Source organism: Schinkia azotoformans LMG 9581 (assembly GCF_000307855.1).
In the GTDB taxonomy this organism is placed as follows: Bacteria; Bacillota; Bacilli; order Bacillales; family Bacillaceae_J; genus Schinkia; species Schinkia azotoformans.
Genome location: NZ_AJLR01000069.1, coordinates 1 through 19,190, shown reverse-complemented (window position 1 = coordinate 19,190; position 19,190 = coordinate 1). Strand labels below are relative to the sequence as shown.

Genomic DNA, 19,190 nt, shown 5'->3' with positions numbered 1-19,190 from the left:
CCGTTTATGTTGGTTATTTTAGCTTCGTAATAAAATGTAATTCGTTTTGAAATTTATCTAACAGCTCTGCGAAGGAGTAATTAATAAGGAAAGGAAACAGTGTTTCAAGCACTTCGATGTAATCCTGACCCAACGCTTCACGCAAGGTCACATATTGATGAAATAGAAGCGCTTTTTCAAAATCTACTCCTAAATCATATAAACCACTATAAAGGTTTTCCTTTGGAATTAGTTTAATTTTTTTTAAGATTTTTTCATTGTTTTCCACTAAATTCCTTTCTAAGTAATAGGTGACATAATCGGTATATATCATTTGTCCAATATCATCTGTATCCTTTTTCTTATTATTAAAACCGATTACTTGCTGGTCCATATTTTCACGAATGATAAATGTTTTGTTTCCTTGTAAATGTGTAATAAAATTCTTCACACTTTTATCAAATATTTTGTTAAATTGAATGATTTCATGAAGTTTAACAGCAAAATCTCGATGTTCATCACCAACAACAAATAGTCTGTCTACAATTGGTAAAATTTTAAGAACACCATCGGATAATTGACTGGATGCATCGTATATGATAATGTCGAACTGCTTTTTCAATTGTTTTACTTTCCGCTTTTGTTCTATTAATGTTAATTTAGAAAATTCATGAATAAGTTCATTTGATATTTCTTCTTTCTCTAATGGTCCGTAAGAAATGAACGCCACCAATAAAGTTGTGTTTGATTTAAGCCAGTTATAAATGGATAACGACAGCTCCGTTACACCTGACTTTGCTTTCGGTGAATAAAAACCAACTAAATACATGTTAACTCACCTGCCTTTATATATCTTATTCAAAAACCCCATAAACGTTTGGACAAACTCCTACAAAACGAAATTCAAATGGCGTTTGATAAATCTGAAAATTGTGAAATTTACTTTTTTATGATATAATCGCTTTACGGCACCAATTCCAATTTTTGATGCCATGTAAGGTCAATTGGTGATGGGGATTCTAAATTAAATTAGAAGGAGGGCTTTTATGTACCAAGTAAAAGAAAAAGAAAGAATTTTTATTTATACAGGGCCGGATGGTTCTGGAAGGAAAACAATCGCTAAGATGGTTTCCACAGTTTTCGATATGGAGACTGTTATTTCTTATACAACTAGACAACCTAGACATTATGAAACAGATGGGAAGGACTACCATTTCGTAAGTGAAGATGCATTTGCAAAAATGGAAGAGCAACAGGAATTTTTGGAAAGTGTTGAAATCGACGGAATTAAATATGGTATTCGTGAAGAGGATATTATTAAGGCTTTTGAAAACCATGATTTTATATACTTAACACTAAATCCCGAAGGAACAGAAAAACTTAAAAAGATGTATGGAGATAAAGTAATCCGCCTCTTCGTCTACGCTGATAGGGACACTGTCGTTAGCCGACAAAAGGAAAGACAGGACTCAGAAGAAGACATCCGAAGACATTTATCACATTATGATGATACGATGAATTACAAAAATGAATGTGAACATGCCTTTGAAAACTTCGATTCACCTCAAGTCTCCTTCCAAGTTAGTGAAGTGATTGAAAAATATCTTGATCGAAACCTTGTTCAAACTGATTATTAATAAGAAAAACGGAAGCACCCGTTTAGCGAAGTTTACGAGTCGCTGGGTGCTGAAGTTAGACAATTGTGCGCTATAACTATGTTTACTTTTCATAAATCAAAAAAGCTCAGACCCACCCTCTGAGCTTTTGATTTATTCAATTTCCCCTTCCCATTCTACCATGCCACCGCTCATATTCGTTGCATTGAATCCATGTCCTTCAAGGAATCGAGTCACTGCCCCGCTCCTTGCACCTGAATGACAAACGATAATATATTCTTTTGATTTATCTAATTCATCCATTCTAAATTCAATATATCCTATTGGAATATGGACTGCACCTGGAATTTTACCGGTGGCGACTTCGAAATCTTCACGGACATCGATAATATCTATCTTTTTTCCTTCATTTATTAAAGTTTCAACTTCTTTTGCGGTTATTTGTTTCATCCATTTTTCCTCCTAATTGCCTACCCATAACGGTATCCTAAAATAAATAAAAAAGAATGTCAAACATCATGCTTTTAGTAATACTACATGACGGACATTCTTTTTTTGTGATGAATTAAAACCCGGTTATTTCGTCAATTTGACTAAACATGGCGACGTAATTTTTGATTTCACCACCATTGTTTTTTACAGTATTTATGGTCACCCAGACTAAGTACAATTGTCCGTCTTTTCTCTTATTCCAAATTTGTCCACTCCAAATTCCGTGTTCCTTTACTGTTTTCCACAGTTCTTCATAAAAATCATTTGAGTGTTTATCCGATTTTAAAATCCGTGGATTTTGTCCAATTACCTCTTCCTCGCTAAAACCGGTTACCGTTGTAAAGGCTGGATTCACTTTTTGAATTTTGCCATTTAAGTCAGTAACAAAAATTCCTTGGGTTGAGTGGTCAATGATCTCATCGGCCATACTTAATTTATCTTGATAGAACATCCAAATCACGATAATTAACGATGCCATTGCAACTTGCGATAAAGCCATATAACCGATTGCGTAATGACCCGTTAAATTAAATAAGAAGGATAATAATAATGGTGGGAAGAAACCACCTAATCCCCCCATTGCCGCAACAAGTCCATTCACAATACCGCCTTGTTTAGAGAAATACATTGGAACCAGTTTGAATATGACTCCATTTCCGATACCGGCAAATAATGAAATCGTTAAGCATCCGATTGTGTAATAAAGTAAGGATGGGTTAAATGCTAATAAAACACCAGATAAAGTTAAAGCCGCAAACACAATCATTAATATTTTGAAAGAATTAAATTTGTCTCCAAGCCATCCACCGAGTGGACGAACAAAGGTTGCAAGCGCAATAAATCCAGCCGTTCTTAAGCCAGCATCCACCTTATCCAAGCCAAAATTTGTAACCAAGAAATTCGGTAAATAAACTGTAAATGTTACAAACACACCGAATGTTAGGAAATAAAATAAACATAAAAACCAAAGTTTTTCATCCTTGTATACACCTTTGATTTGTTCCATTAAAGGTGTGTTTACTTTTGTTTCTTTTTTATCTCCTAAGAAAAAGTTCAATATTGCAATAAAAATGACTAGAATGATGAAAAATCTTACCGTTGTTTGCCAACCAAATTGGTTAGCAAGCACTGGTGCTGAAAATGTAGTAATGGCTGTTCCGACATTACCAACCCCATAAATACCATTAACAAAACCATGGCGTTCCTTTGGATAATACTTAGGTAGTGATGTAACTCCGACTGAAAAGACAGCCCCACTCAAGCCAAGTACCAAACCTCCTATCAAAAGGTCAACAAACGAATCGGCAATGCTAATATAAAATATTGGAAGAACTAATAACAAAAAACTAATGGAAAATAATTTTCTCGCCCCAAAACGATTTGTCCAATATCCAATTGGAATTCTCATTAATGATCCAAGTACTACTGGAATAGCAGTAATTAAAGCCAATTGATTTGTTGATAGGCTAATCTCTTCTTTTATAAAAGGCATTAAAGAAGATAAAATAACCCACACCATAAATCCTGCAATTAAACTAAATGTTTGCAATGGCAGTTGAATTTTTGTATTCATTTTCAAACTCCCCTTTTCTTTCAAACTTCTTTGATAGAACACATGGTAATGAAAAGTAAACCCCTAAAGATGTGAGGAACCTCACATCTTTTTTCGAGTTCAAACATTTGTCACAAAGGACAAAAATTTTTATGTAATCTACAATGTTTTTTCGGCAATTTGTGTCTTTTTTGTGACAAATGCCGATTGTGTGAACAAACTCACTGTTTAGGGTCCTATCTTTATTGTTTCATAGTCATTAGGAAATGATTCAAACATTCTAATACAAGATGTTTAGAAAATTTGAAGTGAGGAGAGATTTTTATGAAAAATAATCGGCGTTCCCCATTACTAAATCGCTTAAAATATTTAACTCCTATTGAAAAACAAGCTAATAATCATAGTCAGACCACATATGAAAATCGTGACTGGGAGCAAGCATATCGCAACCGTTGGCAGCACGATAAGGTAGTTCGTTCTACACATGGTGTAAACTGTACCGGATCATGCAGCTGGAATATTTTTGTAAAGAACGGGATTGTGACTTGGGAAGGACAGAATCTTAATTATCCTTCAACAGGTCCTGATATGCCTGATTTCGAACCGCGCGGCTGTCCGCGTGGGGCAAGCTTTTCTTGGTATATCTACAGTCCACTTCGTGTTAAATACCCATATGTTCGCGGTATTTTATTAAACATGTGGCGTGAGGCTTTAAAAGAAAACTCTACACCACTTGATGCATGGAAAAGCATTGTTGAAAATCCTGAAAAAGCAAAAGCGTACAAACAAGCAAGAGGAAAAGGCGGCCTAGTACGTGCTGAGTGGGATGAGGTTTTAAAACTTATAGCCGCTTCGATTTTATATACGATAATCAAATATGGGCCTGACCGCAATGTTGGATTTTCTCCGATACCTGCTATGTCGATGCTTAGCTATGCTGGCGGCGGTCGCTTTATGTCACTAATCGGTGGTCCAATGTTAAGCTTTTATGATTGGTATGCAGACCTCCCACCTGCTTCCCCTCAAATATGGGGAGATCAAACTGACGTACCAGAAAGTAGTGACTGGTATAATTCCGGCTACATCATGACTTGGGGTTCGAATGTACCGCAAACCCGTACACCTGATGCTCACTTCTTAGCCGAAGTTCGCTATCGTGGTACAAAAGTTGTGTCCGTAAGCCCTGATTACGCTGAATCAACTAAATTTGCGGATGACTGGATGAAGGTCAAGCAAGGTGCCGACGGTGCGTTAGCAATGGCTATGGGCCATGTTATTTTAAAAGAATTTTATGTAGAAAATCAGCATGATTATTTTATCAACTATGCGAAGCAATACACTGATTTCCCATTCGTCGTTACATTGAAAAAGGATGGCGACCACTTCCTTCCTGATCGTTTCTTAAACGCAAATGACCTAGGTAAAGAAGTGCAAAATGGTGAATTTAAACCAGTCTTATTTGATGAAAAGAATGGAAAACTCGTCATCCCTCATGGCACAATGGGCGCTCGTTGGGAAGGCAAAGCAAAATGGAATTTAAAAATGGTTGATGAGGAAACTGGAGAAGGCTTTGATCCTCGACTATCCTTCCAAGGTATTGAGGAAGAAATAGCAACTGTCAAACTTCCATACTTCTCACATCAAGGCAATGAAGTATTGTACCGCAATGTTCCAATAAGAAAAGTAGAGAATAACAGTGAAGTATTCTATACGACAACTGTCTTTGACCTAACTCTTGCCAACTATGGAATAAACCGCGGTCTTGGTGATCATGCGGCAAAAGCATTAGATGATAACATTCCGTTTACACCAGCTTGGGCAGAAAACACGACTGGAGTAAAGAAAGAGCTTATTACAAAAATCGCTCGTGAATTTGCACAAAATTCACTTGATACAAATGGTCGTTCGATGATCATTGTCGGTGCAGGTATAAACCATTGGTTTAACTCTGATACAATTTACCGTGCTGTCTTAAACCTTGTTTTATTAGTTGGTTCCCAAGGTGTGAACGGAGGCGGTTGGGCGCACTATGTTGGTCAAGAGAAGCTAAGACCAGCAGAAGGATGGCAAACTATTGCAACAGCAAAGGATTGGACAGGTCCAGCGAAATTACAAAATGGTACATCTTTCTTCTACTTTGTAACGGACCAATGGCGTTATGAAGAACAACCGGTAAGCGACCATATTTCGCCGATTTACGAGAAGGCTCGCTATAATCATTATGCCGATTACAATGTGATGGCAGCAAGACTAGGATGGCTCCCATCCTACCCAACATTTAATCAAAATGGCATTGACTTATATAAAGAAGCAGTTGCATCAGGGGCTAGCTCTCCACAAGAAATTGGTCTATTTGTTGCTAAACAGCTAAAAGAAAGAAAATTACAGTTTGCAATTGAAGATCCAGATAATCCAATCAACTTCCCGAGAAATCTATTTGTATGGCGCTCCAACTTGATTTCAAGTTCCGGTAAAGGCCACGAATATTTCTTAAAACACCTACTAGGTACAACGAACGGATTATTAAATGATGATGCGGAAAGCTTACGTCCAGAAGAAGTAAAATGGCATGATCAAGCACCGGAAGGAAAACTTGATCTATTGATTAATTTAGATTTCCGTATGGCTGGTACAGCCCTTTATTCAGATATCATCCTTCCGGCAGCAACTTGGTATGAAAAACATGATTTAAATAGTACGGATATGCATCCATTTATTCATCCGTTTAATCCGGCTATTTCAACTCCATGGGAAGCACGTTCTGACTGGGAAATTTTTAAATCGATGGCAAAAACCGTATCTGAAATGGCGACAGATCTAAATCTGGACCCAATGAAGGAAGTTGTCGCTACTCCGCTTCTACATGATACACCGCAGGAGTTAGCACAGCCACTAGGTGCAATTAAGGACTGGTCGAAAGGTGAATGTGAGCCAATTCCTGGCAAAACTATGCCACAAATTCATGTTGTCGAAAGAGATTATAAACTTATTTACGATAAATGGATTTCTATCGGTCCAAACGTGAAAAATGCACCACATGGAATTAAGGGAATCTCATGGTCTGCAGCAGAGGAATATGAAAAGTTGAAAAACGTGCTTGGTACGGTCAGCGGCGGTGTTGGTGACGGATGCCCTAACATCAGCACAGCTAAAAATGCCTGTGAAGCCGTATTGACTTTATCGTCTACTTCTAACGGTAGAATGGCTGTAAAGGCTTGGGAAGCACTTGAAAAGACTACTGATCTTGAATTAGTGGACTTAGCTGCTGAGCGTGAAGAAGAATGCTTTACGTTCGAGCAAATTACAGCACAACCAAAAACGGTTATTACTTCCCCCGCCTTCAGTGGTTCTGAAAAAGGAGGAAGACGCTATTCTCCATTTACAACAAATGTAGAACGTTTGATTCCTTGGAGAACTGTAACAGGAAGACAATCTTTCTATGTGGATCATGAAATGATGCAGGAATTCGGCGAAGCGATGGCAACATTTAAGCCAATCTTACAGCCGAAGCCATTCAGAAAAAATCGCCCTGAAGTTGAGGGAAAAGAAATCGTATTGAACTATTTAACACCGCATAATAAATGGTCCATTCATAGTATGTATTTCGACTCACAGCCAATGTTAACCCTCTTCCGCGGCGGTCCAACTGTTTGGATGAACAAAGATGATGCAGAAGAGGTTGGTATCGAAGATAACGACTGGATTGAATGCTTTAACCGTAATGGAGTTGTTGTAGCGAGAGCTGTCGTTTCGCACAGACTTCCACGTGGTATGGCCTTTATGCATCACGCACAAGACCGTCATATCAACGTACCGGGATCAAAATTAACAGGTAATCGTGGGGGAACACATAATAGCCCTACGCGAATTCATATGAAGCCAACCCATATGATTGGCGGCTATGGACAATTAAGCTACGGCTTTAACTACTATGGACCGACAGGAAACCAACGTGACTTAAACGTTGTGATCCGTAAACTGAAGGAGGTTGATTGGCTTGAAGATTAAAGCACAGATCGGCATGGTCATGAATTTAGATAAATGTATTGGCTGCCATACATGTAGTGTAACTTGCAAAAACACCTGGACAAATCGTCCAGGTGCAGAATATATGTATTTTAACAACGTTGAAACAAAACCAGGTATCGGTTATCCAAAACGTTGGGAAGATCAAGAGCATTATCGCGGCGGCTGGGAAGTTAAAAACGGCAAACTGCAATTAAAATCAGGTACAAAAACAAATCGCTTACTAAATTTGTTTGCTAACCCTAATCTTCCTGAAATCGATGATTACTATGAGCCTTGGACCTATGATTATGAAACATTAACAAACAGCCCTGAGCGAAAAACACAGCCGGTTGCCCGTCCAAAGTCTTCTTTAACGGGAGAATATATGGAAATTCTTTGGGGACCGAACTGGGAGGATGACCTTGCTGGTGCTCACGTTACAGGTCTTAGGGACCCTAACGTTGAAAAAATGGAAGAGCAAATTAAGACGGAATTTGAAGATGTATTCATGATGTACCTGCCAAGAATTTGTGAACACTGCATAAATCCATCTTGCGTTAGTGCCTGCCCATCTGGTGCTATGTATAAACGTGATGAAGATGGAATTGTCCTTGTCGACCAAAACGCTTGCCGCGCATGGAGACATTGCGTATCTTCATGTCCATATAAAAAGGTTTATTTTAACTGGCAAACAAATAAAGCAGAAAAATGTACACTTTGCTTTCCAAGAATTGAAGCTGGTATGCCAACCATCTGTTCCGAAACTTGCGTAGGACGTATTCGTTACCTCGGTGTTATGCTATATGACGCTGACAAAGTGGAAGAAGCAGCATTAGCTGATGAAAAGGACTTATATCATGCTCAATTAGGGATTTTCCTAGATCCAAATGATCCTGAGGTCATTAAGCAGGCAAAAGCAGAAGGCATTCCAAATGAATTCATCGAAGCTGCTCAAAAATCACCAATCTACAAAATGATCATTGATTGGAAAATAGCACTTCCCCTTCATCCGGAATATCGGACAATGCCAATGGTATGGTATATTCCACCACTCAGTCCAATCATGAATATGTTTGAAGGCGTTGGAAGTACATCAAATGCGGAAGACATCTTCCCTGCTATCGATGAAATGAGAATACCGATTGAGTATCTTGCCAACCTATTAACGGCAGGAGATCAATCCCATATCCGTCAAGTATTAAAGAAGATGGCGGTCATGAGAACATATATGAGAAGTTTGCAAACGAACAAACAGCCAAATGTTGGGGTTGTAGAACAATTGGGCTTAAAAGAACAAGATATTAAAGATATGTACCGTCTACTTGCTATAGCAAAATATGAAGATCGTTTTGTGATCCCTGCTTCCCATCGTGAACACGTTGCTGATCTTTACGATGAGCAAGGAAGCTGCGGTTTAGCATTTGCAGGCGGACCAGGTTCTTGTGGAACACTATAGAAAAGCGGAAGCGCCCGTTAAGCGACGTTTACGAGTCACTGGGCGCTGGAGCTAGACAATAGAAAGTGGGTGAAAACTATGAATAATACAGATAGCCAGCTAACCTTTCAGATTTGCTCATACTTATTAAACTATCCTGATCAAGAATTTATGGATTCACTTCCGGAGGTTCTAGAGGAAATTGGTTCCATTCAAAGTTCTGAAACTAAACAGGAGCTACAAAAATATTGTGAAAAGGCAAAAAAGCAATCCTTGTCAAAACTAGTTACTACCTATATTAACACATTTGATTTTGGCAAAAAGACAAATCTGTATCTTACCTATATGTCTAATGGGGAACAACGTGAACGGGGAATGGAGCTATTATTCCTTAAAAACTTTTACAAGCTACATGGTTTTGATGTAACTGACAAAGAATTGCCTGATTATTTACCGATTATGCTTGAATTTGCTGGACAGGTTGATGAAGCAGCGATGAAGACGATATTCGAAAGATATCTTTCCAATATTGAAGAAGTTTCTAAAAACTTGGATTCTGGCAAAAACCTTTATGGTCATATTATCAAGGCGATATTGTTGGAGCTTGGTAAAGCAGGTATAACTAATACGCGACAAAGGAGTGAAGCTCTTTGATTAATCAATTTTTATGGGTCGTCCTCCCCTACATTGTGCTCACAATTTTCATTGGCGGTCATATTTATCGTTACAATCATGATCAATTTGGCTGGACAACTAAATCAAGTCAGCTTTTAGAGAAAAAGCTACTTCGCGTAGGCAGCAATCTATTTCATTGGGGAATTATCTTTGTCTTTGGCGGACATGTTATGGGATTATTAATTCCGATTGGAGTTTACGAAGCAATGGGAGTTAACGAACACCAATACCATACGATTGCTCTTCTTGGTGGAATTCCCGCTGGTATAGCGGCAACGCTTGGGATTATCATTCTTACAAACCGCCGTATGACGGTAAAACGCATCCTTCAGACGAGTACGAAAGGAGATTGGGTTTCCCTATTTTTCTTACTGATCGTCATTTTATCTGGTATGTCAGCAACATTATTAAATTTAGATTCACATGGTTTCGATTATCGTACAACAATTGGACCTTGGTTAAGAGGTGTTTTAATGTTACAAGCGGATGCAAGCTTGCTTACAGAGGTACCCCTGTGGTTTAAAATTCATATGATTGCGGCAATGGGACTCTTTGCTGCATGGCCATTTACACGTCTTGTACACGTATTTAGTGTACCTCTTCGTTATTTAACACGCAGTTATGTTATTTACAGAAAGCGCGAGCCAAAGCAGCAAAGCCTATAAACCCTACTTTTAACAAAGCCGCTCGGATTATTCCAGCGGCTTTGTTTTACTATAAAACAGTTAAAATCAAAATAAATACAATATAACAACAATTTTGATTGTTATTGACGAATATCCCTTCAATTGATAACATTTAATCTATTATATCTATATAATTAACAACCTTGTATAAGTTCAAGAATACGGCTTGAACGTTTCTACCAGCTACCATAAATAGCTTGTCTACAAGGATTAGAAAGTGTCATACTTCCTATTTCCTTTGTAGAATAAAACTTTGGTAGCTATTTTACCAAAGTTTTTTTATTTTATATCATTCAAAGGGGAAAGACACCATGGAGAAATTTTTTCAATTTAAAGAACGACAGACAACCTACAAAAAAGAAACGTTGGCAGGGATTACAACTTTCCTTTCTATGGCTTATATTCTGGTCGTAAATCCGATTATTCTTAGTCAATCAGGTATGGACCAAGGTGCCGTATTTACAGCTACTGCCCTTTCTGCCATTGTTGGAACATTATTAATTGGAATACTAGCAAACTTTCCAATTGGAATAGCTCCGAGTATGGGTTTAAACTCATTTTTCACATTCTCAGTTTGTATCGGAATGGGCATCAAATGGGAAGTCGCCTTAACAGGTGTGTTTGTAGCCAGCATTATTTTCGTAATCTTAAGCTTGTTTAAAATCCGTGAAAAAATTATCAATGCTATTCCGCAGGATTTAAAGTTTGCTATTGCTGGCGGAATTGGTTTCTTCGTGGCCTTTGTCGGTCTAAAAAATGCAGGAATTATTGTTTCCAATGAAGCAACATTTGTATCAATTGGGGACTTAACTTCACCTCTAACAGCACTAGCTGTCATTGGTTTTGTAATAACTGTTTTAATGTTAGTGCGCGGTATTCATGGAGCAATCTTTTACGGAATGGTCATTACAACAATAATCGGGATGATCATTGGCTTAATTGATATCCCTTCTTCGATTGTAGGTACTATTCCTAGTCTTGAACCAACCTTTGGTGTTGTCTTTTCTAATTTAGATAGGATTCTAAGTCCACAACTATTGGCTGTTATTTTTACCTTCTTATTTGTCGCTTTCTTTGATACAGCCGGGGCCCTTATTGCGGTTGCCAGTCAAGCCGGCTTAATGAAAAATAACCAAATTCCTAATATTGGACGAGCATTACTTGCTGACTCTACTTCTGGTGTTGTCGGGGCTGTTTTAGGTACTTCGACAACTGCTTCCTTTGTAGAATCTTCGGCTGGAATTGCCGTCGGTGGCAGAACAGGATTTACATCCGTCATTATTTCGACTTGTTTTTTTATTGCTCTATTTTTTTCACCGATATTATCAGTCATAACGCCCGAGGTTACAGCCCCTGCTCTTATCATCGTAGGAGCATTGATGGCAATGGAAGTGAGTAAGGTTAATTGGAATAAGATAGAGGTCGTCATCCCAGCCTTTGTTACAATCATCATGATGCCGTTAACCTATAGTGTGGCAACAGGAATTGCCCTTGGTTTTATTCTTTATCCACTAGCATTACTATCACAAAAACGATATCGTGAAATACATCCGATTATGTATGTACTTGCTCTTCTATTTGCCTGTTACTTTATTTTTGTTTAATAATTTAAATCCGAAAAGAAAGGCCGATCATTTTTGATGAACCGGCCTTTCTTATGTCGATGATTCTTCTTCCGGCTTAATTGCCATAAATGTTGCAATAGCTGCAATAATACTTAGTCCTGCTAATATATAAAAAAGAGAGTTTTCCGCATTCTTCATCATAATAGCCATTAGTGGGGGCCCCGCTGCCACACCTATAAATCTCATCGAACTGTATATCGATGATACCGTTCCACGTTCTGATTTATCGATTCCTGATGTTATGAATGCATCAAGGCATGGTAAAGCTACCCCTATCCCAATTCCAGCGGCTAAAAATAACCAAATCATAAACCACATATCTTTAGAAAAGCTCAGTACTGCTGTAGAACTAGATAGTAAAACAATTCCTCCAAAGGTAAGCCATTTCATCAGCACTTTATTTTCTTTAATTAATTTACCAGTAATATACGAGGCAAAACATAGGCCCCCCAATGGTATTGCTAACAGAAGGCCCTTTTTTACATCCTTTACCCTATAAACCTTTTCCAAAAAATCAGATAAATAAAATAAAACAGCAAACAATACAAACATTAAAATAATCCCAATCAAAAACACAGCGTATAGCCATTTCCAGTTATTTTTAAAAGTATCCTTCATATTGGCTATAAACTTTTTGAAAGGAATCGGTTTTTGCCGCTTATTCGGAGTTTTCACTAAGAAAAACATAAGTAAAATTGAAATCAAGCAAAAAACTGGAATGGAAAAGAAAGGAAGATACCAAATAACTCCTGCTAAAAAGGCTCCTAAAATCGGACTCAGTACTTTACCAAGGGTATTGGATGTTTCAATTAGCCCTAATGAGCTGCTAACCTCTTCATCACTTTTAAACATATCACCAACGAGCGGTAGCACAATAGGAAAGGCTCCTGCTGCACCAACCCCCTGTAATGCTCGACCGATTAATATAACCCAATATGGGTTATCCATTTTCCAGCCTGCCCATGCCGCAATTAGTCCGCCAATAGCCGATATCATCAGACTAGGGATTATGACCTTCTTTCTCCCAATATGATCAGACAGGAATCCTGCAAGAGGAATAAGAAGGATCGCAACAATCGAGTAAATCGTAATAATCATACTCGCTTGAAAAGCTGTAATCTTCAATTTACTTTCCATAACAGGGAGGACTGGAATAAGCATCGAATTCCCTAGTGTCATAACAAGTGGAATGGATGAAATAGATAATACAGCCCATTTTTGATTATTAGGTTTAGCCTTGGAATCACGTTTTGAGCCCTTTTTCATCTTAACAGCATGAAGGTTTTCAACATAATCCATCTGTGACACGCCTTTTTATATTATTTTATCGCGATTAATTATTTTACATTAATCTTAATATGGTCAATCGGTGATAAATTATCCTTCCTCCATTCTTAATTGTTTGATTGATTCTTTAATAATTCCTCATAAGATTCAAAAATATAATGTAACCATTGTTCATGTATTTTTTGACTTCTATTAGTGAGCCGGTCATAGATGCTTTTGTCAGGTAGCATAGAAAACAATTTTTGTTCTGGCCCCCCAAAAACATCATCAGTATTTACCTCAATTAACCACAGTTATACAAATCGTCTATGCTTGCATAAGAGTTATTTGTTATTGACTGTATTATCAAGCCATAACCATTTTCTTGTTTTTCAATTTTCCCGATTTTTTCCCCACCCCAGGTAGAAACAGACTTGACATATAAACATAAATATCTATTTAACATTCGATTTAACGATTCAATACTCAATACATCTGTTTCAGGAAAATTAAATTCTTTAATAGCGGATGTTTTTAAAATTTTATACATTTCCCATTTATTTATAAAAAATCTCTCTGGATCAACAATTGAGGCCAATTTAATCCTCCTTACTCATCCACTCAGATAAATCATAGTGATGAATATTAGTTATTTTGTTTTCATTATCAACATTTACGACAACAGGTTTTAATTGAAGAACCTCTCCTTCCTCGAATAAACCCAAACTTAAGATAATGGCAACATCATTCTCTTTAAATAAATGTGCTGGAGGACCATTTAAACAAATCGTACCTGATCCAGGATGCCCTGGAATTGCATATGTTTTCCACCTTGCTGCATTTCGGAGATTCGTTATTTGAACCATTTCATAAGGGAAAATATTAGCTGCTATCATAAGTTCTTTATCAATCGTAACGCTACCTGGATAATCAAGATTAGCCTCTGTAACGGTCGCTCTATGAATTTTTCCTTTACACATCAAACGTTTCAGTGAAATCACTCCTTTTAGTGGCATATTACATGGTTATACTACACAAAGTTCCATCGAATGGTGCTTAATGTACATCAGGTTATAGATAAAAAAAACGAGGGATTATAAAGTTCCCTCGTGTTAAAAGACAAATCAATCCTGTTCCTTATTCTGTTTCTTATCACTCATCGAACGATATAACTGAGTGGTCATGCTACCCTGTATGATGTTTTCTAGAAAAAAATCACCAATTAATTTCAAATACTCTTCGTCATCAAACATCTTTTTGTTTTGTAACTCCATTTCAGCCAATCCATCATATGTTGCAAGAAGGGCATATGTATAATCCTTTCCAGTAATAGGTGTTAATATATCTACCTTATGATCATATTTTTCATTTCGAAAATTTTTAATTTCGGTTAAATTTTCGAGCCCTTCCTTAAACTTCTCTTGTTTTATCTCAAATGTTTGATAAACATAAATAATCACGATCTACACCTCCCCACTATTCTTTAAGATATGGATTAATTTGGTGAATTAAATTTTGCAGTTCTTTTGATTGGTTATAATACATTTGCTTTGCAGCAACATCATCCGTTTGTAAGGCAAAGCCTTCTAAATTAGCTTGTATTTTTCTTAATTGAGCAGCCAGAAGCGGTTTTTGTTTGATTTGTTGAGTTTTAATATTATCATCATATAAATCAACATATACGTTTCCCTGGGAATCAATTTGGGCTAAAAATACATCATCAATAGAGTTTGCCCCCTTCTTCATTATTTCCCCAAGAACCCATTCTTTTGAATAGCCTAAATAATGTAATCGTTTTTCCATTAGTGACCCATCGATAATGATCATGGATGGTTTATGTTCCTCTTCAACGGTCATATTAAGGTCCTTTGGAGTTAAAGGTTCATATTCCGCTTTTTTCATAACACTCATTTGCCCATCTGTTTCTAACACTGCTAATTCAATTTCAGATAATTTAAAAGCGTTTTTCTCCCTAAGACCTGCCATTAGATCATTATAGGTTAATTTACTTTTTAAGAGGTTTTTCTCCAATACCCTTCCTTCTTTAATAAGAATGGTTGGGCTCCCTTCGACAATTTTCCTAAACCGATAAGATTTTATGGCCCCAAAAGCAAGAAGGATCGACAAAGACGTATATACTAAAAGTCCAATTATTCCATTTAAAAATTCAACTGAAGAATCTATTCCAACAGCAGCAGCCATATTGCCAATTGTAATTCCAATTACATAGTCGAAGAATGTTAGTTGTGATATCTGTGATTTACCAAGGATTCTGGCAAGGATAAAAATAATAATAAAAGAAGCAAGTGAGCGAACAAGTATTACTTCATATTCAGTCATGACAATCTCCATCCTGTTTAATATCTTTTTTATTATTGGATAAAATAATTAGAAAAATACTTATCGGAGGAATTTATGCAAGTTAATCTAAAATTCATCATGATGTCTGTTTGTTTTTTTATCCTAGTAGGATGTTCCGATGAAAAAATAAAAAATAAGCCCATTTACCAAAAATCCGAGGAAATTATGGACCTACTTAATCATTCACAATGGGAAAAAGCAGGAGATGAAGCAAAGGCTATTAGCGATCTTTATAAAAAAAACAGATGGAAATTACAATTATTAGGGGGGGAAATGGAATACAGTGAATTAGAACAAGAAATATCTAAGTTAAAAATATCGATTGAAGAAAAAGATAAACGGGAAGCAAAAACTAATATTGTCTTAATTCAAGATTATATTAAAGCAATTTATTTCAGGTAAGCATCAAAAAGGCTGTCCCTTTTTAGAGACAGCCCTACTTTTGACATTAAAAACCTTGGAACTCTGGCTCTTCCTGTTCAATATATTGAACACGCTCTTCGAGTTGTTGGATCATTCCTTTTGCTTGGGTAGCGCAGTTAGCATAGAGCTGTTTCGCAGCTTGATCCTGTGTTTGCAAGGCAAATGATTCAAAATCAGCTTGTGCGCTCTTTAGACTAACTAACGCTTGTTTCACTTGTGTACCTACTGTCATTGATTAAAACCTCCTTTATCAATTATATTATCTTCTGCTTGTGAATAAATATAATTGTAAATAAATGGGGTTAAACAAATTTTAGATAATTACGGTGATTGAACTGATCAATTTTTATATCCCTGCCAAGGAATTCACTAAATATCTGATCCGTTAATATATTATTTATTAATCCTTTAGCAAATATTTGTCCAGCTCGAAGTAGCGTAATGTACTTGAAAGCGGGCAAAATCTCTTCGACATGGTGTGTTACATAAAGCATGGACGGTGCCTCAGGGTCATCTCCAAGTGTATTTATAAACTCCAAAACTTGCTCACGGGCAAGAACGTCTAATCCTGCACATGGCTCATCAAGTATTAATAGTTTTGGCTTAGCCATTAAAGCCCGCATGATCATAACTTTTTGTTTTTGACCTTGTGATAAAGTTTCAAACGTTCGATGAATGAGGTCTGTACAACGGAAACGTTCCATGATTGATAGAGCATAATTGATATCATCCTGATTAGGATCCTCGTGCAAGCCAAATGAAGCATATTTCCCACTTAATACGATGTTTTCCGCATAATCATAACCAGGCATTAAATTATCGATGGCGGAACTTACAATGCCGATTTGCTTACGTAGTTCATACAAGGGATACTTGCCAAACTCTTTTCCTAATACCGTTACTTTCCCGGAAGATGTCCAAAGATAACCAGTTATAATAGAAAGAAGTGTTGTTTTTCCGGAACCATTTAATCCAAATAACACCCAATTTTCACCGGTATGTATATCCCAATTTATGTTTTCTAGTACTAGTTTTTCATCTAATATTTTAGATACATTTTTTAAAGAAATCATCATTATGAGCCTCCCCCAAATACTATTAATTCTCCTATTATACCAAATAAACGAAATTACATATTGACGAAACGTGTAGAAATTGGTAATGATAAAATAAAAAAGCAATTAAAATTATTTTCCCCCAATATTATATGAGGTGATTTAAATGACAAACAGACGTGCAGTAGTAAGTGTAATTGGTAAAGACCAAGTTGGAATTATTGCAAAAGTTACAAATGTACTAGCTGACAATAAAGTAAATATTCTTGATATCAGCCAAACCATTCTTCAAGACTTTTTTACAATGATGATGCTTGTCGATGTTTCCGGAATCGAGAATCTAGATTCACTTCAACAAAAATTTGATGGAATTAGTGAGGAAATGGGATTAAAAATTAATATACAGCTTGAAGAAATTTTCCAGGCCATGCATCGTATTTAAGGGGGAGAAAATAATTGAAGATGAATATTGCAATTGATGAAATGATTGAAACGATTCGGATGGTCCAAATGGAAAATTTGGATATACGTACAGTCACAATGGGAATCAGTTTAAAGGATTGCGCCGATTCCGATTTTGATAAAATGAATAAAAAAGTTTTTGATAAAATTACAACGCATGCGGCGAGATTAAGAGAGGTGGCTGAAGAAGTTAGTAGGGAGTTTGGTATCCCCATTATTAATAAAAGGATTTCGATTACTCCAATTGCTGAACTTCTTGGAAATGCAACTGTCAATCAAGCCGTTGAGTTGGCTAAAACACTTGATAAAGCTGCTCACCAGCTCGGTGTTGATTTCATCGGAGGATATTCTGCCCTTGTACATAAAGGAATTACAAAAGGTGATCAAACATTATTAGATGCTCTGCCAGAAGCCTTAACTGTAACGGAGCGGGTTTGTTCCTCTATTTCTGTGGCAACGACAAGAACTGGCATTAATATGGACGCCGTTCGTCAGATGGGCAACATCATTAAGGAAGCCGCAGAGCGAACCAAAGACCGAAATGGTCTTGCTTGTGCAAAGCTTGTTGTATTCTGCAATCCGGTAGAGGATAATCCATTCATGGCTGGTGCCTTCCACGGTGCCGGAGAAGGTGAAGTCGTTATTAACGTAGGAGTTAGCGGTCCAGGTGTGGTCTTAAATGCATTGAAGCGCTACCCAGAGGCTGATCTTGGTCAAGTTTCTGATGTTATTAAACGGACAGCGTTTAAAATAACCCGTGCAGGGGAATTAATTGGTCGGGTTGTCGCTGAGCGTCTTAATGTGCCATTCGGAATTATGGACCTATCATTAGCCCCAACCAATGCCCTGAATGATAGTGTTGCCGAAATTCTAGAAGAAATTGGGTTAGAACGAGTTGGAACACATGGAACGATTGCTGCCCTTGCGCTTATGAATGATGCCGTAAAAAAAGGCGGTGCAATGGCCAGTTCCTATGTTGGAGGCTTAAGCGGTGCTTTTATCCCTGTTAGTGAGGATAACGGAATGATCAAAGGGATCGTGGATGGTGCACTTTCATTGTCCAAGCTCGAAGCAATGACATGTGTTTGTTCCGTAGGTCTTGATATGATTGCCATTTCAGGTGATGCCTCTCCTGAAACAATTGCTGCAATGATCGCAGACGAGGCTGCTATCGGAATGATTAATAAGAAAACAACAGCCGTACGCGTTATCCCTGTTCCAGGTAAAGCTGAAGGCGAAATGGTTGAGTTTGGCGGACTTCTTGGGCGTGCACCTGTAATTGGAGTAAATGCTTTTAGCTCTGAAAAACTTATTAAACGCGGTGGACGAATTCCTGCGCCACTTCAGGCATTGATTAACTAAAAAACGAAAAAACAAATCTTAGCTACAAATTAGCATCAGAAAAAGCAGAGGTTTTTGCCCTCTGCTTATTTATTATTGAGCTACTTTTTACTAGTGAACAATAGAGACCTAATGTGCAGTAGGCATAGCAGGAGGACCGAAACTGGCTTTCCAACATTGCGGACAGGGAGTGCGGGTTCTGCCCTTGGCGTGG

At 37.3% G+C, this 19,190-nt stretch carries 19 protein-coding genes and 1 riboswitch; of the genes, 9 read left to right on the top strand and 10 right to left on the bottom strand.

The window, feature by feature from the left end:
• Positions 1 to 13: 13 nt before the first annotated feature.
• Entirely contained in the window at positions 14 to 808 is a 795-nt protein-coding gene (locus BAZO_RS10510; protein WP_003331456.1) for a hypothetical protein, read from the bottom strand.
• 217 nt (positions 809 to 1,025) lie between these two features.
• Here BAZO_RS10510 and BAZO_RS10505 point away from each other — a divergent pair, with 217 nt between their 5' ends.
• Positions 1,026 to 1,616: a guanylate kinase gene (locus tag BAZO_RS10505; RefSeq protein WP_003331455.1), complete on the top strand. Its 591-nt coding sequence runs from the start codon at positions 1,026 to 1,028 to the stop codon at positions 1,614 to 1,616.
• Positions 1,617 to 1,748: 132 nt separating this feature from the next.
• On the opposite strand, the gene BAZO_RS10500 is transcribed toward BAZO_RS10505, so the two are convergent.
• Entirely contained in the window at positions 1,749 to 2,045 is a 297-nt protein-coding gene (locus BAZO_RS10500) for a rhodanese-like domain-containing protein (protein WP_003331453.1), read from the bottom strand.
• A gap of 115 nt (positions 2,046 to 2,160) precedes the next feature.
• Positions 2,161 to 3,660, bottom strand: a complete 1,500-nt coding sequence (locus tag BAZO_RS10495; protein ID WP_003331452.1) for a nitrate/nitrite transporter — start codon at positions 3,658 to 3,660, stop codon at positions 2,161 to 2,163.
• Positions 3,661 to 3,963: 303 nt separating this feature from the next.
• On the opposite strand from BAZO_RS10495, the gene BAZO_RS10490 reads away from it, so the two are divergent.
• The 5 genes from BAZO_RS10490 to BAZO_RS10470 all read left to right on the top strand — a co-directional run bounded on the left by BAZO_RS10490 (position 3,964) and on the right by BAZO_RS10470 (position 12,047).
• A complete protein-coding gene (locus BAZO_RS10490) occupies positions 3,964 to 7,647 on the top strand; it encodes a nitrate reductase subunit alpha (protein ID WP_003331451.1) in 3,684 nt (1,227 codons plus the stop codon).
• On the top strand, positions 7,637 to 9,103 hold the full coding sequence (gene narH / locus BAZO_RS10485) for a nitrate reductase subunit beta (protein ID WP_003331450.1): 1,467 nt from the start codon (positions 7,637 to 7,639) through the stop codon (positions 9,101 to 9,103). The genes BAZO_RS10490 and narH overlap by 11 nt, the downstream gene beginning before the upstream one ends.
• A gap of 78 nt (positions 9,104 to 9,181) precedes the next feature.
• Positions 9,182 to 9,736, top strand: a complete 555-nt coding sequence (narJ, locus tag BAZO_RS10480; RefSeq protein WP_003331449.1) for a nitrate reductase molybdenum cofactor assembly chaperone — start codon at positions 9,182 to 9,184, stop codon at positions 9,734 to 9,736.
• Complete coding sequence (gene narI / locus BAZO_RS10475; RefSeq protein ID WP_003331448.1) at positions 9,733 to 10,422, top strand: respiratory nitrate reductase subunit gamma; 690 nt, start codon at positions 9,733 to 9,735, stop codon at positions 10,420 to 10,422. Before narJ ends, narI begins: the two co-directional genes overlap by 4 nt.
• A 144-nt stretch (positions 10,423 to 10,566) precedes the next feature.
• A riboswitch (purine riboswitch) is annotated at positions 10,567 to 10,667 on the top strand.
• Positions 10,668 to 10,754: 87 nt separating this feature from the next.
• A complete protein-coding gene (locus BAZO_RS10470; protein WP_003331447.1) occupies positions 10,755 to 12,047 on the top strand; it encodes an NCS2 family permease in 1,293 nt (430 codons plus the stop codon).
• Positions 12,048 to 12,098: 51 nt separating this feature from the next.
• Here BAZO_RS10470 and BAZO_RS10465 read toward each other — a convergent pair whose 3' ends face one another.
• The 5 genes from BAZO_RS10465 to BAZO_RS10445 all read right to left on the bottom strand — a co-directional run bounded on the left by BAZO_RS10465 (position 12,099) and on the right by BAZO_RS10445 (position 15,674).
• Positions 12,099 to 13,367: a bacillibactin exporter BcbE gene (locus BAZO_RS10465; protein ID WP_003331446.1), complete on the bottom strand. Its 1,269-nt coding sequence runs from the start codon at positions 13,365 to 13,367 to the stop codon at positions 12,099 to 12,101.
• Between the two features lie 271 nt (positions 13,368 to 13,638).
• Positions 13,639 to 13,932, bottom strand: a complete 294-nt coding sequence (locus BAZO_RS10460) for a YheC/YheD family protein (protein ID WP_003331445.1) — start codon at positions 13,930 to 13,932, stop codon at positions 13,639 to 13,641.
• A gap of 1 nt (position 13,933) precedes the next feature.
• Positions 13,934 to 14,326, bottom strand: a complete 393-nt coding sequence (panD, locus tag BAZO_RS10455) for an aspartate 1-decarboxylase (protein ID WP_039957387.1) — start codon at positions 14,324 to 14,326, stop codon at positions 13,934 to 13,936.
• A gap of 132 nt (positions 14,327 to 14,458) precedes the next feature.
• A complete protein-coding gene (locus BAZO_RS10450) occupies positions 14,459 to 14,794 on the bottom strand; it encodes a hypothetical protein (RefSeq protein WP_003331443.1) in 336 nt (111 codons plus the stop codon).
• A gap of 16 nt (positions 14,795 to 14,810) precedes the next feature.
• On the bottom strand, positions 14,811 to 15,674 hold the full coding sequence (locus BAZO_RS10445) for a DUF421 domain-containing protein (RefSeq protein ID WP_003331442.1): 864 nt from the start codon (positions 15,672 to 15,674) through the stop codon (positions 14,811 to 14,813).
• A 75-nt stretch (positions 15,675 to 15,749) separates the two neighbouring features.
• Here BAZO_RS10445 and BAZO_RS10440 point away from each other — a divergent pair, with 75 nt between their 5' ends.
• Positions 15,750 to 16,097 carry a DUF4363 family protein gene (locus BAZO_RS10440; RefSeq protein ID WP_003331440.1) on the top strand — a complete coding sequence of 116 codons (348 nt, stop codon included), beginning with the start codon at positions 15,750 to 15,752 and terminating at the stop codon, positions 16,095 to 16,097.
• Positions 16,098 to 16,143: 46 nt separating this feature from the next.
• Here the strand turns inward: BAZO_RS10440 and BAZO_RS10435 are convergent, their stop codons facing one another.
• Positions 16,144 to 16,350 (bottom strand): DUF1657 domain-containing protein, encoded by a 207-nt coding sequence (locus BAZO_RS10435; RefSeq protein ID WP_003331439.1) that lies wholly within the window; start codon positions 16,348 to 16,350, stop codon positions 16,144 to 16,146.
• 70 nt (positions 16,351 to 16,420) lie between these two features.
• On the bottom strand, positions 16,421 to 17,194 hold the full coding sequence (locus BAZO_RS10430; protein WP_235786726.1) for an ABC transporter ATP-binding protein: 774 nt from the start codon (positions 17,192 to 17,194) through the stop codon (positions 16,421 to 16,423).
• A 145-nt stretch (positions 17,195 to 17,339) separates the two neighbouring features.
• Between BAZO_RS10430 and BAZO_RS10425 the strand changes: the two genes are divergently transcribed.
• A complete protein-coding gene (locus BAZO_RS10425; RefSeq protein WP_003331437.1) occupies positions 17,340 to 17,615 on the top strand; it encodes an ACT domain-containing protein in 276 nt (91 codons plus the stop codon).
• Between the two features lie 20 nt (positions 17,616 to 17,635).
• Positions 17,636 to 18,997, top strand: a complete 1,362-nt coding sequence (locus tag BAZO_RS10420; RefSeq protein ID WP_003331436.1) for a PFL family protein — start codon at positions 17,636 to 17,638, stop codon at positions 18,995 to 18,997.
• Positions 18,998 to 19,190 lie beyond the last annotated feature (193 nt).